This window comes from Mesorhizobium sp. M1143 (assembly GCF_040318435.1).
Classification (GTDB): domain Bacteria; phylum Pseudomonadota; class Alphaproteobacteria; order Rhizobiales; family Rhizobiaceae; genus Mesorhizobium.
Genome location: NZ_JAMYMJ010000009.1, coordinates 126396 through 143376, shown reverse-complemented (window position 1 = coordinate 143376; position 16981 = coordinate 126396). Strand labels below are relative to the sequence as shown.

Here is a 16981-nt window from a genome sequence, read left to right as displayed (position 1 = left end):
TGGGCGGCGGCTTCAGCCGCCCGACTTCGGCACCAGCAGCGGCACAATCCGGTCGCTCTTGGTGACAGTGGGCCGCCCTGCGGAGCCATAGGGAATGCCCAGCGCATCCCATGTCTCGACCAGCGCGTCCTGCAGTCCCGCAATCAGCGCATCGGTATGGAACGGCGTCGGCGTGATGCGCAGCCGCTCGGTGCCGCGCGGCACGGTCGGATAGTTGATCGGCTGGATGTAGATGCCGTGCACGCCGAGCAGACGGTCGCTGGCCATCTTGCAGAGTTCGGGGTCACCGACCAGCACCGGCACGATGTGTGTCGGCGATTCCATCACCGGCAGGCCAGCTGCAGACAGAACCTCCTTGGTCCGCGACGCCTGGTGCTGTTGCGCATCGCGCTCGGCCTGCGAGCGCTTGAGGTGGCGGATGGACGTGGTGGCGGCGGCGGCGACGGCCGGCGGCAGCGCCGTGGTGAAGATGAAGCCCGGCGCATAGGAGCGCACCGCGTCGATGACGGCGCTGTTGCCGGCGATATAGCCGCCCAGCGTGCCGAACGCCTTGGCCAGCGTGCCTTCGATGATGTCGATGCGGTCGGCCAGCCCCTCGCGCTCGGTGATGCCGCCGCCGCGCGGTCCGTACATGCCGACGGCATGGACCTCGTCAATATAGGTCATGGCGTTGTAGCGTTCGGCGAGCTCGACGATCTGCTTGATCGGCGCGATGTCGCCATCCATCGAATAGACGCTCTCGAACACGATCAGCTTGGCGCGTTCGCGGCCCGCGACCTGCAGCAGGCTTTCGAGATGCGCGACGTCGTTGTGGCGGAAAATCTTCTTTTCGGCGCCCGAGCGCCGTACGCCTTCGATCATCGAGGCATGGTTGAGCTCGTCCGAAATGATCAGGCAATTGGGCAAAAGCCGCGCAATGGTTGAGATCGAGGCCTCGTTGGAGACGAAGCCGGAGGTGAAGACGAGCGCGGCTTCCTTGTCGTGCAGGTCGGCCAGTTCCAGCTCGAGTTCGACCAACGGGTTCGAGGTGCCGGAAATGTTGCGGGTGCCGCCGGCGCCCGAACCCATCTTGCCGGCCGCGTTCTGGAAAGCGGCAATGACATCGGGGTTCTGGCCCATGCCGAGATAGTCGTTGGAGCACCAGACGGTGATTTCCTCGGCGCGGCCGTTTGAACGCCAGATGGCGCGCGGAAACTTGCCGACAATGCGCTCGAGATCGGCGAAAACCCGGTAGCGCCGCTCGGCGTGGAGCTGGTCGATCGCTTCCTCGAAGAACCGCTGATAGTTCATGTCGCCTTCCCAGTTTTGCGCGGGATCATAATCGTTGGCCCATTCGTCGTCCACCGGGCCGTTTTGGTCAAAATGCCACGCCCCAAGCCTGTTCCTAACGATGCCAGATCGTGGCCTATTCCCTTGATGTGGATCAATTTTGTGTCCGTACGATGCCACAGGCCGGTGAGACTGTTACGGATTTAACATTCAGGCGTTTCTAATGGCCTTGCCGCAGGCTTTCCAGTAAGGCGGTGATTGAGACAGTTTCCGACAAATTACGAGTAAAAGAGGACGCGGATGACGGTTTTGGTAACGGGCGGCGCCGGCTATATCGGCAGCCACATGGTCTGGGAACTGCTGGATGCCGGCGAGAGCGTCGTCGTTCTCGACCGCCTTTCCACGGGCTTCGAATGGGCGGTGGCGCCGGAGGCCAAGCTGGTCGTCGGCGATGTCGCCGATAGGGAATTGGTCGGCCAGATCATCCGGGATAACAAGGTCGACGCGATCATCCACTTCGCCGGTTCCATCGTGGTGCCGGAATCGGTTGCCGATCCGCTCGCCTATTACGAGAACAACACCTCGAAGACGCGCACGCTGATCGAAACCGCGGTACGAGAGGGCGTGCCGCATTTCATCTTCTCCTCGACCGCCGCCGTCTATGGCGGCGCCGGCCTGGAGCCGGTGCGCGAGGATGCCCGCCTGGCGCCGGAATCGCCCTACGGCCTGTCCAAGCTGATGAGCGAATGGATGCTGCGCGACGCAGCGCTTGCGCATCCCTTGCGCTACACGGCCCTGCGCTACTTCAACGTCGCCGGCGCCGACCCCAGGGGCCGGACGGGTCAGTCGACGCCTGGCGCCACGCATCTGATCAAGGTCGCCTGCGAGACCGCGCTCGGCAAACGCCCCTTCATGCAGGTGTTCGGCACCGATTATCCGACGCCGGACGGCACCTGCATGCGCGATTATATCCATGTCAGCGACCTGGCCGCGGCGCATCGGCTGGCGCTGCAGCGGCTGCGCGCCGGCGGCGGCAGCCTCGTCGCCAATTGCGGCTACAGCCACGGCTATTCGGTGCTCGAGGTCATCGACAGCGTGCGGCGCGCCTTCGGCCGGGATTTCGAGGTCAAGATGGGCGACCGGCGCCCCGGCGACGCCGCCGCCGTGGTTGCCAATTCGGACCTTGCACGCGCCGAACTCGGCTGGACCCCGCAACGCGACGACCTCGACCAGATCGTCGCCGATGCGCTCGCCTGGGAGCGCATCCTCACCGGCAAGAACTCCGCGCGGGGCTGAGCCGGGCACTTCCGAGGGCTCGCAAGGCGCGCGGCGAAGCGCTATTGAAGGCATTGGCGATGCGGCGTGGAGGCGCTGCGCCGCGAAGAGCTTTGGGGGGTGGCATGAAGATAACGGTGCTTGGAGCCGGTGTTGTCGGCACCGCGGCCGCGTATTATCTGGCCGCCGACGGCCATGAGGTCACCGTTATCGAGCGCCATCCGGCGCCGGCGCGCGGCACCAGCCAGTCCAATGCCGGTCTGGTGTCGCCGGGCGACGCCACCGCCTGGGCCTCGCCAGCGGCGCTGAAGACCTTCCTGCGCGCGCTCTGGAACCATGATCTCGGCATCAAGGTCAGGCTGCGCTTCGATCCTTATTTCCTCGCCTGGAGCCTGCGCTTCCTGCGCCAGTGCACGGTGGCGCGCCTGCGCGCCAACAGCCAGGTCAAACTGCGCCTGGCGCTCTATTCGCGCGACTGCATCAACGCGCTCTCCGACGCCACCGGCATCCACTATGACGAGCGCAAGAAGGGCATTCTTTATTTCTTCCGCTCGCAGCACAGCCTCGACACCGGCACCGACAACTACCAGTTTCTGGCGAAGCATGGCCTGCCGATCGAGATCGTGGGCCGCGACCGGCTGGTCGAACTTGAGCCCGGGCTCGCGGGCGTGAAGGAAAAGATCGCCGGCGGCGTTTATTCGCCGATCGACCAGACCGGGGATTCCAGGATATTCGTCGACGGGCTCGCCGCCTATGCTGCCGAAAAGCTTGGCGTCAGATTCCTGTTCGACACCACGGTCGAGGGGCTCGACATAGAGGGCGACTGGGTACGTGCGGTCATGACATCGGCCGGCCCGGTGACGGGCGACGCCGTCGTCATCGCCATGGGCCCCGAGAGCGGCCTGATCGGTCGCCGCTACGGTATCGACCTGCCCGTCTATCCGGTTAAAGGCTATAGCGCGACCATCCCGCTGGAGGACGAGAGCAAGGGACCGACCATGGGCGGCGCCGACGAGGACCGGCTGGTTGGCTACTCCAGGCTCGGAAACCGCCTGCGCATGTCCTCGACAGCCGAGTTCACCGGCTTCGACCGCAGCTTCAAGCCCAGCGACTTCAAGTCCATGCTGAGCACCGGCAAAGACCTTTTCCCTGGCGCTTTCGACGAGAAGAAGGCGCTGTTGTGGGCAGGTCTGCGGCCGATGATGCCCAACTCGGTGCCGGTCATCGGCAAGGCGAAATACAAGAACCTTTACCTCGACACCGGCCACGGCCATGTCGGCTGGACCATGGCCTGCGGCTCGGGCAAGTTCCTGGCCGACCTCGTCGCCGGCCGCAAGCCGGAGATCGACCCGCAAGGGCTGGTCTACGGGAACTGAGGGAGCTCTAGTCGTCGTGTTGGCATCGAGTCCATTCGCCGTGCACCCATTCGGCAAGCCATCCGCGCTCAAGCTGGCCAATCTGTGCCAAGTTTTCCTGCCTGGAGGTCAAATGGCCGAGACCGATAACTTCGAAATCTCCACAGTCCGCGGGATGATCATGTTCGCCGCAGGTCAGTTGCCACTCACCATCGAAATGATGAACGACCAGCGTCACCGGCCTCTCCGATCGAAAGACGTGCCCACATACAATTGCTCTGGTTTCCAACATTGAGGCCGTCACTGCGCAAAGTTTGACAAATATCGTACGACGATCTGGAAGATGCATCTGGCTGACAGATTCTACAAACCCTGAGTGACGAAATGTCGGGACCGCAAGTCGCTATCGACCTTGGCCGCATCGAGCGCAACGCCCGCACCATCGTCGAGCGCTGCGCGCTGTCCGGCATCAAGGTGTTCGGAGTTACGAAGGGCACATGCGGCATGCCGCAAGTGGCGCGGGCCATGCTGCGCGGCGGTGTTGCCGGCATCGCGGAATCGCGCTTCGAAAACATCCGCCGGCTGCGCGACAGCGGCATCAATGCGCCGGTCATGCTGCTGCGCAGCCCGCCCATGGCGCGCGTCGAGGAGGTCGTGCGCACCGTCGACATCAGCCTGCAGTCGGAACTGACCACCATCCGCGAGATATCGCGCATTGCCGAGCGCATGGGCCGCGTCCACGACATCATGCTGATGATCGATCTCGGCGATCTCCGCGAAGGCATCTGGCCAAGCGACCTGATCCCCACCGTCGAGCAGATCCTGGAATTCAAGGGCGTGCGCATCGCCGGCATCGGCACCAATCTCGGCTGCTTCGGCGCCATAATGCCGACCCCGGAGAACCTTGGCCAACTCGTCGCCCATGCCTACAAGACCGAGCGCCTGTCCGGCAAAAGCCTCGACTTCATTTCCGGCGGCGCCTCGTCATCGCTGACGCTGCTGCTCGAAGGCAAGCTGCCGCCCGGCATCAACAATCTGCGCGTGGGCGAGGCGATCCTGCAAGGCGGTGTCGAAACCTTTCGCGACGTGCCGTGGCCCGAACTCGAACCCGATGCCTGCCGGCTGACCAGCGACATCATCGAGGTCAAACTCAAGCCTTCGCGGCCGATCGGCACATCCGGCTACGACGCCTTCGGCAACCAGCCGGTCTTTGCCGACGAGGGCGACCGGCTGCGCGCCATCGCCAATATAGGCCGCGAGGACGTGCTGGTGGAAGGGCTGACGCCGATCGCCAAAGGGGTGAGGGTGCTCGGCGCTTCCAGCGACCATCTGCTGCTCGATGTGCAGGATGCCGATCCGCGACCCACCGTCGGCGACCGCGTCGCCTTCCGCATGAATTATGGCGCCATGCTTCTGGCGATGACCTCGGAATATGTCGAGAAGGCGCCGATGCACGACGTCGCGGATTTCTCCGGCCGCAAGATGGTGTCGATCTCGGCCGAACCGGGAGCCGGCGGGATTATCGCCCGCGAGGGAACCGGCGCGCGGCTGGAGGCAATGAATTTCGACGTGGTCGAACTCGCCGACGTCGAGCGGCCGCCCTCGGGCCTCGTCCGTCTCGCCGCCGGCGCAGATCGCCGTATCGCCCACAAGGCGCTGACCGCAACGGCGCGCGCCACGCATTCCTTCGGCCTGATCTGGATCGATTCCCTCGCCGCCCTGATGCCCGAGGACGAGGAGGCCGAAGACATGCCTGAAGTCTCGGTGCTGGCCCGCGCGCTCGGTCTCGATCACAAGCCCGGCGCGCTGCAGCCGCAGCTGTCGCCGGAAAATGTCGTCATCGTGGGCCTGCGCCATGCCGATCCGGCGGAGGCAAGGGTGCTCAAGGATTCGCGTGTCTCGGCCTTCACCATGACCGACATCGACGCCATGGGCATGCGCGACCTCATGCACGAGGCGATCCGCATCGCCACCTCGGGCACGCAAGGCTTCCATCTCAGCTATTCGCCGACGGCGACCGAATTCGCCGGCTGGGCTGCGGGCTCGGGCGGGCTGACGGTGCGCGAGACGCATCAGGCAATGGAGGCGATCTCGCTGTCCGGCGGTCTGCTGTCGATGGATGTTTCCGGGCTGACCGCCGGTCTGGAGCCGCGGATCGGCGCCGACGCCATCAACTTCGTCATGTCGGCCTTTGGCAAGCGGATTTTGTGATCAGCCTTGCGCGTCGACTGCCGCGCGCCACGCGGTGACATAGGCCGCCCAGACCGGGTCGGTCTGCGGCTCAATTCTTTCGCCCTTGCCGTGCGTCACTGGCTGATCGGATGCGAGCAGTGCCGCGCCGATGCTGGTGCCGGTGGCCGCCTCGGAGGCGATGACGATGCGCGCGGTCGCTGCCGCCAGCATGCCGACAAAGAGCCGGTTGCGAGCAAACGGTCCTTCCACGGTGGTCGGGCCGTCGGCGCCGATCAGCTCGAGGCAGGTCGCCGTCATCAGTGCTAGATAGAAGGAAATGGCGGCGAACCGCTCGCCTTTGCTGATGCCCTCGGCACCAAGCCATGCCGCGGCATGGTGCGGGAACGGTCCTGATCCCTGCTGGGTAGAAGGCAAAAGCAGCATCTTTTTTGTCAGAACGGCCAGCACCTCGCTGCCGCTGCAGTCCTGCGGCTTGTCCTTGGTCAGCTGGGAAAACTCACGGCCACCCATGAAACGCGCCGAGGGCACGGGGTCGCCCAGCGCGCTGACATTGACCAGCGTGTCGCGCGCAGCATCGAGCGCAATCTCTCTGCCGCCGACCGCCATCGATACCACCCAGGTGCCGGTCGAGACGACCGAGAAGGGCGGCTCGTCGGACAGAAGATGCGGCAATAGGGAGGCGTTGGAATCGTGCAGTCCGCAGAAAACCGGGGTCTGCGGATCGAGCCCGGTGCGCGCGGCAAGCGCCGGCAGGATCGGGCCGAGCTGGTCCCTGGCCGGCCGCACCGGCGCCATCAGCCTGCGCCAATCCAGCCTGTCGACCATCGAGGAAAAGTCCGCCTCCCAAGGGCTCCACAGATCGGTGTGGCAGCCGAGCGAGGTCACCTCGTTGGCGGCAACGCCGGTCAGGCGCAGCGCCCAGTATTGCGGATACATCAGCATCGCGGCGGCCCTGGCGAATTCGGTGGGAAAACGCTTCTCAAGCCAGAAGAATTGCGCACCGAGATTGAGGCCGAGCGGCAGGCGCGGCGTCCCAGTCTCAATGAAGGGCGGACGGATCGCACTATACTCTGTAGCCAGCCTGTCGGGGCCGTCGAACTCATAGTCGAGGACAGGCAGCACCAGTTCGCCCGCTGCGTCGACCAGCACGCCGGTCGCACCATGCGTGGTGATCGAAATCGCTTCGATACGCTGTTCGCGGTTGAGGCTGGCAAGGCTGTTGAGGATGAACCTCCACAGCGACTCGACATCGTGATGCGGGTAGGGCGCTTGCCGCAGCGGCGCGTTCGCCATGCGGCGCAACCCCACTTCGCTCAGCGTGACGAGATCGACCAGCGCCACCTTGGCGTTGGTCTTGCCGATGTCGATGACGGCGATGTGGCGCAGCGCACTCATGCCATATGGAACATTGTTTCCAGGGGGATGGCCATTGGTTGGTTGTCCGGCCTGGTCTCCATGATGTCGGCCATGTGCGCCCACCAGCGCTGCATCACCGGGTGCTTCGGCAGGTCGGCCATGCCATGGTCGTCGCGCCGCCACAGCACGCCGAACAGGATGTTGGTGTCTTCATCGAGATGGATCGAATAATCGGCGACGCCGGCCTCTCTCAGCAGCGCCACCAGCGACGGCCAGATCTCATCGTGGCGCTTTTTGTACTCGGCTTTCATGCCGGGTTTGAGCTGCATCTTGAAGGCGTATTTCTCAGGCATCAGCCGTTACCACGCAGCCGCCGCCAGACGATCGGCAGCGCGATGACGACGATCAAGAGCAGGCCGATGAAGATCGACATGACGATGCCGGGCACGTTGAGCAGGCCGAGGCCGAAGGTCACCAGCCCCATGATGAAGGCGGCGAGCACGACGCCTAAAATGCTGCCGGAGCCGCCCAGAATGCTGACGCCGCCCAGCACCACCATGGTGATGACCTCAAGCTCGTAGCCCTGCGCGATGGACGGTCGCGTCGAGCCGAGCCGCGAGGTGATCAGCACCGAGGCGATGCCGGCCATCAGCCCTGTCAGGCAAAACAGGATGAATTTGATGCGGCCGACACGAACGCCGGAAAACTGTGCCGCGACCGGATTGTTGCCGATGGCAAAGACACGGCGGCCGAAGCTGGTGCGATGCAGCAGGAACCAGTAGGCGACGGCCGCGATGAGGAAGAGCACCAGTTCGAACGACACCACCCACCAGACATAGCCCTGGCCGAAGAAAGCAAAACTCTCGGGATAGCCCTTGTAGGCCTGGTCACCGAGGATGATGAAGGCAATGCCGCGAAACAGGCTCATCGTGCCGATGGTAACGACGATGGACGGCAGGCCGAGCCTCGTCACCAACAGGCCGTTGAAGGCGCCGCAACCGAGCCCGACGACGATGCCGATAGCCACCAGCACCGGCGTGTCGGCGCCGGCCTGTACCGCCATGCCCATCATGGTCGAGGCGAGCGCGATGATGGCGGCGACCGACAGGTCGATCTCGCCCGAAATGATCAGCAGCGCCATGGCGAAGGCGATCAGGCCTTTCTCGGTGAAATTGAAGGTCAGGTCCGACAGCGAATAGGCATCGAGGAAATAGGGCGATGCGAAACTGTTGATGGCGAAGATGGCGACCGCCACGACGACCAGCAGCGCTTCCCAGGAAAAGATCGCTGAAGAGAGCGGCTTGTCGAGCCGGTCTGGAATGTGGCGCGGGGCGGGGGTGTCGGTCATGCCGCCTCCGCCTTCCTCAGAATGATCCGCCCCTGCTGGCGTTCGCCGCGCGCGTTGAGCACGACGGCCAGGATGATGGCGCTGCCTGAAATCGCCATCTGCCAGAATGGCGAGATGTTGATCACCGGCAGTGCGTTGGAGATGATGCCGAGGAACAGCGCCCCTAACACCGCGCCCCCGACCGAGCCGATGCCGCCGGCAATCGAAATGCCGCCGATGACGCAGGCGGCGATGATATTGAGTTCATAGCCATTGGCGACCTCGACCGAGGCGATGACATAACGAGAAATCCAGAGATAACCGGCGAGCCCGCCGATCATGCCGGAAATGCAGAAGACGATGAATTTGGTTCGGCCGACATCGATGCCGGCATAGACCGACGCCGTCGGGTTGACGCCGATGGCATAGATCGAACGGCCAAGCGCGGTTCGCGTCATCACCACGAAGAACAGCGCGATGACCAGTATGGCGATCCAGGACAGAACCGGAATGCCCAGGAAAGCTGCGCGCTGGAAGCCGATGAAGTCCGGGCTCATCTTGTCGGCATTGACCCAGGCGCCGCCGGAGAGGACGAAGGTGGCGCCGCGATAGATGGTGAGCGTGCCCAGCGTCACCACGATCGACGGAATGTTCAGCCGCCACACCAGCAGCCCGTTGATGGCGCCGAGCACCAGTCCGACGGCCAGCGCAATGACGATCAGCAGCGGGATAGGGATCGCCGGATTCGCGGCGTTCAGCATCGCCACCACCATGCCGGTGAAGCACAGGTTGGAGGCCATCGACAGGTCGATCGAGCGGGTCAGGATGACGACCATCTGTCCCAGCGCCAGGATCATCAGGATCGAGGTGTCGTTGAACACCTGGGCGAGATTGCCGGGGTCGGCAAAGGCCGGGAAACGCGTCGAGATCAGAGCAATCAAAACGACGATCGCCGCTGCCAGCCAGATCTCGCGGTATTTAAGGAGAGCCTTCATGCCGCGATCCCCGCTGCCGTCCGGACCAGCGTTTCGGCGTCCAGCCCCTTATTATCGTAGACCGCCGCAACCAGCCCTTCGCGCATGACGACGACGCGGTCGGACATGCCCAGAATCTCCGGCAGTTCCGACGACACCATGATCACCGACAGGCCCTGCGCGACGAGCTCGGCCATGAAGCCGTGCACGGCGGCCTTGGAGCCGATGTCGATGCCCTTGGTCGGCTCATCCAGGATGATCACCTTGGGCGCCGTCGCCAGCCATTTCGCGATGACGATCTTCTGTTGGTTGCCGCCCGACAGCGTGCCGACATCCTGGCTGAGCGAGGAGGCCCTGAGGTCAAGCCGCTCGGTGTAGGAGCGGGCGAGCGCGAATTCTTCCGACAATCGCAGCAGGCCGGATTTGGAGGTGCGCTTCAGCGAAGGCAGCGAGACATTCTGGAAGATCGGCAGGCCGATCACCACGCCCTGCTTGCCGCGCTCTTCCGGCACATAGACGATGCCGGCTTCGATGGAATCCGCCGCCGATTTCGGCGTGATCGTCTTGCCTTCCAGCGTGATCGTTCCACCCGATATGCGGGTGATGCCCGATATCGCCTGCATCACCTCTGACCGCCCGGCGCCGACAAGGCCGTAGAAACCGAGGATCTCGCCCTTGTGCAGTTCGAAGCCGATGTCGTTGAATTCGGTCGGGTGCGAAAGGCCAGCGACCGACAGCACCGGCGCGCCGATCTCGGCGTTGCGTTGCGGAAAGATGTGATCGACCGAGCGGCCGACCATCATGCGCACGATCTGGCTCTGGCCGGCATCCTTGATAAGGCCCTCGCCAACCATCTCGCCGTCGCGGAACACGGTGTAGCGATCGGCGATCCGATAGATCTCGTCGAACTTGTGGCTGATGAACAGGATCGCCTTGCCTTCCTCCTTGAGGAATTCGATCAGCAGGAAAAGCTCCTCGATCTCCTTCATCGAAAGGGCTGCGGTCGGCTCATCCATGATGACGATCTGCGCATCGATCGACATCGCGCGAGCAACCGCTACCAGATGCTTGTTGGCGATGCCGAGGTCTTTCAGCCGCGCATCGGCGTCGATATGGCCGGCATGCATGGTGTCGAGCACTTCGCGCGCGTGTTTTCGCATGGTGCGCCAGTCGATGGTGCCTAGCCGCGTGCGCGGCGCATGGCCGAGAAAAATGTTTTCGGCGACGCTCAGATCGTCGAACAGCACGGTTTCCTGATGAATGGCAGTGACGCCGTGGCCGAAGGCGGCATGCGCGCTGGGCAGGGTGACGGCCTGGCCGTCAATGCTGATCGTGCCGGCGTCCGGCTGGTAGATGCCGGTCATGATCTTGACCAGCGTCGACTTGCCGGCGCCGTTTTCACCGATCAGCGCCGTAACCTGGCCGGGGTAAAGCGACAGGCTGACATTGTGCAGCGCGCGCACGCCGGGAAAGCTTTTGGAGACGCCGGACAGCGTCAGGCGCGGGGCAGGACCCGTGGGCTCCTCCTTCGCAATGCCGTGCTGGGCTGTCGTGTCCATATCCGTATCAAGCCCTGAAACAAGGTCCGTTTAAAGTCGCGGCGGGATTTTGGTCCCGCCGCGCTTGGTCCGAGACGTCCGAGATCAATAGATCTTGGAGAACTTTTCGATGTTGGACTTGTCGAACTGGAAGGGCGGAGCCATCGCAGCCGAGTTGCTGTCATCGAGCGTGACCTTGCCGACGCGGCCGATCGACAGCGTTGCGCCCGGCTTTGCCTCTTCCTTCTTCACCGCCAGATCATGAGCGAGGTAGACGGCGGAGTAGCCGAGGTCGATCGGATTCCAGAGGGCAACCGCCTGGCTGGAACCGTTGTCGATGAACTTCTTGAACTCCGACGGCAGCGCGAGACCGGTGACATTGACCTTGCCGATCAGGTTCGCGTCGGTGACGACCTGGGCAGCGGCAACGACGCCGACGGTGGTCGGCGCGATGATCGCCTTGAGGTTCGGATAGGATTTCAGCAGGCCCTTGGCTTCGTCGGTGCTCTTGGCCGAATCGTCATCGCCATAGACGGTGGCGACGAGTTTGATCTTGGGGAATTTCTCCGGCAGGATCTTCTTGGCCGCGTCGATCCAGGCGTTCTGGTTGGTCGCGGTCGACGAAGCCGACAGAATGGCGACTTCGCCGCCTTCCGGCAGATAGTCGGCGGCCAGCTTGATGATGGTCTCGCCGATCAGGCCGGTGTCGGACGGGTTGAGATGCAGCTGGCGGCCTTCCTTGGCGACGCCCGAATCCCACGAGATGACGGTGATGCCGCGCTCCATCGCCTTCTTCAGCACCGGCACCAGCGCGTCAGCGTCATTGGCCGAAATCGCAATGGCGTTGACCTTCTGCGCGATCAGCGAATTGACCACTTCGATCTGCGCTTCGGCGGTCGCCTTGGTCGGGCCGGTGTAGATGATATCGACATCGCCGAGTTCCTTGGCCGCCTCTTCGGCGCCCTTGTTGGCGGCGTCGAAGAAGCCGTTGCCGAGCGACTTTACCACCAGCGCGATCTTGACGTTCTCGGCATAGGCGGCATTCACGAACATGGCGGCCGAGAACGCGGCCGTCACCATCAATTTCTTCAGAAAGCTCATCGTATTTCCTCCCTTGAGCGTTGCATTCCATCGTCGCTGCGGTTGGCCTCAGGCCTGCAGCGAGGATTCTTCCTTCGCCGATCTGCGGGCGACGATCAGCGTCACACCCGCGGCCTCCAGCATGTTGGCTTCGCGATCCTCGATGCCGTCATCGGTGATGACGGTGGCGATGCGCTTCAGCCCGCACAGGATCAGGCTCGAGCGCTGGCGGAATTTCGATGAGTCGACCAGCACCACCAGTTCGTCGGCCTGGTCGATCAGTTTCTGCTCCGCCTGGATCAAAAGCGGATCGCCTTCCATCAGGCCAAGCGGCCCCAGCCCTTGAGCGCCCATGAACATGCGGCGCGCGTAGAAATTACGCGTCACGTCATTGTCGAAGGGCGAGAGGATGATGTTCTGCTCGCGGTAGATGGTGCCGCCCGACAGCATGACGGTGTTCTTCGAATGCTTGAGCAGGTGCTCGGCGATGGGGAACGAATTGGTGAAGATCGGCATGCGGCGCCCGGTCAGGAAATGCACCATCTGGAAGGTGGTGGTGCCGCCATTGATGATGATCGGTTCGCCGTCCTTGCACAGCTCCACCGCTTCGCGCGCAATCGCGCGCTTCTGCGAAGCATTGAGCGTTTCGTTGACGGAAAAGGGCCGGCCGGCGAGGCCGATGAACTGCGGTGGCGAGATCGCCTCGGCGCCGCCACGCACGCGACGCAGGCGCTTTTGCACATGAAGAGCCGCGATATCGCGCCGGATCGTCGCCTCGGAGGAGTCCGTCAGGTCGACCATCTCCTGCACCGTCACCACAGGCTTTTCCTGGACGGCGGACAGAATGATCCTGTGGCGCTCTTTTTCGTGCATGGTTCCTCCCTGCATGGTCATGAGGCACTAGAAAACCACCAGTGTCAATCATTTCCGCTCATATAATTTCATTGTGCAGTGCAATATGATCGATCTTGATCGTTTATGATTGACAACCGAGATGCTTGCGTAGACATTTCCGGCAAAATGGACCGCGCCTTTTGCGTCCCAGGGAGGATAATCATGCTCGACAAGCGCTCCGGCTCGCGCCTTGCCAACCTTTGGGACGATGCTAAAGCCAAGGGGCTGAGCGAGCCTGAGCTTCTGGTCTATCGCTCCAACACGCTCGGCTCCGACAAGCGTGTCACCAATTATGGCGGCGGCAACACCTCGTCCAAGATCCGGCAGAAGGACCCGCTCTCTGGCGCCGAAGTCGAAGTGCTATGGGTCAAGGGCTCGGGCGGCGACAGCGCCTCGATCAAGCTGGACGGTTTCGCCACGCTTTACATGGACAAACTGCAGGCGCTGAAAGGCCTTTATCGCGGCGTCGCGCATGAGGACGACATGGTGGGCTATCTTCCCCACTGCACCTTCAATCTCAACCCGCGCGCGGCCTCGATCGACACGCCGCTGCACGCCTATGTGCCGAAGCCGTTCGTCGATCACATGCATCCCGATGCCATTATCGCGATTGCCGCGGCCAAGGATTCCAAGGCGTTGACCAAGGAGATATTCGGTGACGCCATCGGCTGGCTGCCGTGGAAGCGGCCGGGCTTCGAACTTGGCCTCTGGCTGGAGAAATTCTGCGTCGAACACCCCGAGGCCAAGGGCGTCATCCTCGAAAGCCACGGCTTGTTCACCTGGGGCGACACACCCAAGGAGTGCTATGAGACGACGATCTCGGTCATCAACCAGGCGATCGAATGGTTCGAGCGCCGCTCCGAGGGTCTCGCCATCTTCGGCGGCGAAGTCGTCAAATCGCTCGACGCCGCTGAGCGCCGCGCCATCGCGGCGAGACTGATGCCGAGGATCCGCGGCCTGATTTCGGAGAAGAGCCACAAGCTCGGCCATTTCGACGATTCCGCCGCTGTGCTCGAATTCGTCAACTCCAGGGATTTGCGCCCGCTGGCGGCACTCGGTACCTCATGCCCGGATCATTTCCTGCGCACAAAAATCCGCCCGCTGGTTATCGAGTTCGACCCAGCGAAGCCCGACGTCGAAGCCGTGATTGCGCGCCTCGCCGACGATATTGCTGAGTACCGTGTCGGCTACCAGGCCTATTACGACAGCTGCAAGCATCCGGACTCGCCCCCGATCCGTGACCCCAACGCCGTGGTCTACCTGATGCCCGGCGTCGGCATGTTCACCTTCGCCGGCGACAAGGCCACCGCCCGCATCTCTGGCGAATTCTACGTCAACGCCATCAATGTCATGCGCGGGGCCTCGACCGTTTCGTCCTATGTCGGCCTGCTGGCGCAGGAGGCCTTCGACATCGAATACTGGCTGCTCGAGGATTTGAAGCTGCAGCGCATGCCGAAGCCGAAGTCGCTCGCCGGCCAAATCGCGCTGGTCACCGGCGGCGCCGGCGGCATCGGCCGCGCCACCGCCAATCGCCTGCTGCGCGAAGGCGCCTGCGTCGTGCTGGCCGATATCGACGAGACCGCACTTGCCAACGCCAACGACGAACTGGCGAAAGCCTATGGCAAGGACTTCGTCCGGCCGGTGCTGATCAACGTCACCGCGGAGGAGCAGGTGATTTCCGGCTTCGCCCAGACAGCCGTCGAGTTCGGCGGCATTGATATTCTCGTCTCCAACGCAGGCCTCGCCTCCTCGGCGCCGATCGAGGAGACGACGCTGGCGCTGTGGAACAAGAACATGGACATATTGTCGACCGGCTATTTCCTGGTCTCGCGCGAAGCCTTCCGGCTGTTCCGGGCCCAGAAGATCGGCGGCAATGTCGTCTTCGTCGCCTCCAAGAACGGTCTTGCCGCGTCACCCAATGCCGCCGCCTATTGCACCGCCAAGGCGGCCGAAATCCATCTCGCCCGCTGCCTGGCGCTGGAAGGCGCGGAAGCCCAGATCCGGGTCAACGTCGTCAATCCGGACGCCGTGCTGCGCGGTTCGAAGATCTGGACCGGCGAGTGGAAGGAACAGCGCGCCGCCGCCTACAAGATGTCGACCGACGATCTGGAAGAACACTACCGCTCGCGCTCGATGCTGAAGCGCTCGGTGTTTCCCGAAGACATCGCCGAAGCGATCTATTTCCTGGCGTCCGACATGTCGGCCAAATCCACCGGCAACATCATCAACGTCGACGCCGGCAACGCGCAGAGCTTTACGCGCTGAGTTAAGGGCGGAGCGCTTCTCTTCTCCCCGTCACTATACGGGGAGAAGGTGGCCCGAAGGGCCGGATGAAGGGCAGCGCTGACTGAACGCATTGGGAGGAATAGCACTTGTCCGAAACCATCATCGCCGCCGATCTCGTCTCCAGCCACAACGCCCAGCGCAAACCCGACCTCGAGCGCGACTACGCGTCGCTCGGCGAACGCCTCGACCGCCGCGGCATCGCCATCGATGCCATCCGCGACAAGGTCGAGAAATTCGCCGTCGCCATTCCGTCCTGGGGCGTCGGCACAGGCGGCACGCGGTTTGCCCGCTTTCCCGGCGCCGGCGAGCCGCGCGACATTTTCGACAAGATCGAGGACTGCGCCGTCATCAGCCAACTGACACAGGCGACGCCGACCGTCTCGCTGCATATACCGTGGGACAAGGCCGATCCGAACCGGCTGAAGCAGGCGGCCTCGCGCTTCGGCCTCGGCTTCGACGCCATGAATTCCAACACCTTCTCGGATGCCAGGGACCAAAAACTGTCCTACAAGTTCGGGTCGCTGTCGCATGCCGATGCCGGCACGCGCCGCCAGGCGGTCGAGCACAATCTGGAATGCATCGAGATCGGCAAGACGCTGGGGTCCAGGGCGCTAACAGTGTGGATCGGCGACGGCTCGAATTTCCCCGGCCAGGTCAATTTCGCCAAAGCCTTCGAGCGCTATCTCGACGCGATGAAGGAGATCTATGCCGGACTGCCCGCCGACTGGAAACTGTTCACCGAACACAAAATGTACGAGCCGGCTTTCTACTCCACGGTCGTGCAGGACTGGGGCACCAACTACCTCATATCCAAGGAGCTGGGCGACAAGGCCTACTGCCTAGTCGACCTCGGCCACCATGCGCCCAACGTCAACATCGAGATGATCGTGTCGCGGCTGATCCAGTTCAAGAAACTCGGCGGCTTCCACTTCAACGATTCCAAATATGGCGACGACGATCTCGATGCCGGCTCGATCGATCCCTATCGGCTGTTCCTGGTCTTCAACGAACTGGTCGATGCCGAGCTGTCCGGCGCCGAGGGTTTCGATCCCGCCCACATGCTCGACCAGAGCCACAACGTCACCGATCCGATCGAAAGCCTGATGCTGTCGGCGGTCGAGGTGCAGCGCGCCTATGCGCAGGCGCTGCTGGTCGACCGCAAGGCGCTCGAGGGTTTCCAAGACGGCAATGATGCGCTGATGGCGACGCAGACGCTGAAAGCTGCCTACCGCACCGATGTCGAGCCGATCCTTGCCATGGCGCGGCTGAACACAGGCGGCGCCATCGATCCAGTCGCCGCATATCGCGCGGCGGGCTACCGGGCGAAGGTCGCGGCGGAACGGCCGGCGGTTGTGGGCGGTTCAGGCGGGATTGTTTGAGATTGGCTAATCTCCACCACAGGGGGGAGATCAGCTTGCCTCTGCCGGCAGGCGA

At 63.2% G+C, this 16981-nt stretch carries 14 protein-coding genes; 5 read left to right on the top strand and 9 right to left on the bottom strand.

From position 1 onward, the window contains the following. Positions 1-12: 12 nt before the first annotated feature. The gene (hemA, locus tag NKH35_RS10160; protein ID WP_023827393.1) at positions 13-1290 is read right to left on the bottom strand and encodes a 5-aminolevulinate synthase; all 1278 of its coding nucleotides are present in this window, start codon (positions 1288-1290) and stop codon (positions 13-15) included. Between the two features lie 279 nt (positions 1291-1569). Here hemA and galE point away from each other — a divergent pair, with 279 nt between their 5' ends. Next, positions 1570-2565: a UDP-glucose 4-epimerase GalE gene (gene galE, locus NKH35_RS10155; RefSeq protein WP_023669652.1), complete on the top strand. Its 996-nt coding sequence runs from the start codon at positions 1570-1572 to the stop codon at positions 2563-2565. A 104-nt stretch (positions 2566-2669) separates the two neighbouring features. Further along, a complete protein-coding gene (locus NKH35_RS10150; protein ID WP_023669653.1) occupies positions 2670-3920 on the top strand; it encodes a D-amino acid dehydrogenase in 1251 nt (416 codons plus the stop codon). A gap of 7 nt (positions 3921-3927) precedes the next feature. Here NKH35_RS10150 and NKH35_RS10145 read toward each other — a convergent pair whose 3' ends face one another. Next, positions 3928-4137, bottom strand: coding sequence for a hypothetical protein (locus tag NKH35_RS10145; protein ID WP_031203497.1), 210 nt, complete (start codon positions 4135-4137; stop codon positions 3928-3930). 146 nt (positions 4138-4283) lie between these two features. On the opposite strand from NKH35_RS10145, the gene NKH35_RS10140 reads away from it, so the two are divergent. Beyond that, positions 4284-6110 carry an alanine racemase gene (locus NKH35_RS10140; protein ID WP_352914343.1) on the top strand — a complete coding sequence of 609 codons (1827 nt, stop codon included), beginning with the start codon at positions 4284-4286 and terminating at the stop codon, positions 6108-6110. Here the strand turns inward: NKH35_RS10140 and NKH35_RS10135 are convergent, their stop codons facing one another. The 7 genes from NKH35_RS10135 to NKH35_RS10105 all read right to left on the bottom strand — a co-directional run bounded on the left by NKH35_RS10135 (position 6111) and on the right by NKH35_RS10105 (position 13240). Beyond that, complete coding sequence (locus tag NKH35_RS10135; protein WP_023681928.1) at positions 6111-7487, bottom strand: FGGY-family carbohydrate kinase; 1377 nt, start codon at positions 7485-7487, stop codon at positions 6111-6113. Further along, entirely contained in the window at positions 7484-7801 is a 318-nt protein-coding gene (gene rhaM, locus NKH35_RS10130) for an L-rhamnose mutarotase (RefSeq protein WP_023696675.1), read from the bottom strand. Before rhaM ends, NKH35_RS10135 begins: the two co-directional genes overlap by 4 nt. Next, positions 7801-8796 carry an ABC transporter permease gene (locus NKH35_RS10125; RefSeq protein WP_023750005.1) on the bottom strand — a complete coding sequence of 332 codons (996 nt, stop codon included), beginning with the start codon at positions 8794-8796 and terminating at the stop codon, positions 7801-7803. The genes rhaM and NKH35_RS10125 overlap by 1 nt, the downstream gene beginning before the upstream one ends. Further along, positions 8793-9770 (bottom strand): ABC transporter permease, encoded by a 978-nt coding sequence (locus NKH35_RS10120; RefSeq protein ID WP_023696673.1) that lies wholly within the window; start codon positions 9768-9770, stop codon positions 8793-8795. The genes NKH35_RS10125 and NKH35_RS10120 overlap by 4 nt, the downstream gene beginning before the upstream one ends. Further along, the gene (locus NKH35_RS10115; protein ID WP_352459166.1) at positions 9767-11308 is read right to left on the bottom strand and encodes a sugar ABC transporter ATP-binding protein; all 1542 of its coding nucleotides are present in this window, start codon (positions 11306-11308) and stop codon (positions 9767-9769) included. The genes NKH35_RS10120 and NKH35_RS10115 overlap by 4 nt, the downstream gene beginning before the upstream one ends. 84 nt (positions 11309-11392) lie before the next feature. After that, complete coding sequence (gene rhaS, locus NKH35_RS10110) at positions 11393-12388, bottom strand: rhamnose ABC transporter substrate-binding protein (RefSeq protein WP_023669661.1); 996 nt, start codon at positions 12386-12388, stop codon at positions 11393-11395. A 48-nt stretch (positions 12389-12436) separates the two neighbouring features. Further along, positions 12437-13240 (bottom strand): DeoR/GlpR family DNA-binding transcription regulator, encoded by an 804-nt coding sequence (locus NKH35_RS10105; RefSeq protein WP_352914338.1) that lies wholly within the window; start codon positions 13238-13240, stop codon positions 12437-12439. A gap of 183 nt (positions 13241-13423) precedes the next feature. On the opposite strand from NKH35_RS10105, the gene NKH35_RS10100 reads away from it, so the two are divergent. Together NKH35_RS10100 and rhaI are read left to right on the top strand one after the other, a co-directional pair. Continuing rightward, a complete protein-coding gene (locus NKH35_RS10100) occupies positions 13424-15526 on the top strand; it encodes a bifunctional rhamnulose-1-phosphate aldolase/short-chain dehydrogenase (RefSeq protein ID WP_023736114.1) in 2103 nt (700 codons plus the stop codon). A gap of 107 nt (positions 15527-15633) precedes the next feature. After that, positions 15634-16926, top strand: a complete 1293-nt coding sequence (gene rhaI, locus NKH35_RS10095; RefSeq protein ID WP_023669664.1) for an L-rhamnose catabolism isomerase — start codon at positions 15634-15636, stop codon at positions 16924-16926. Positions 16927-16981 lie beyond the last annotated feature (55 nt).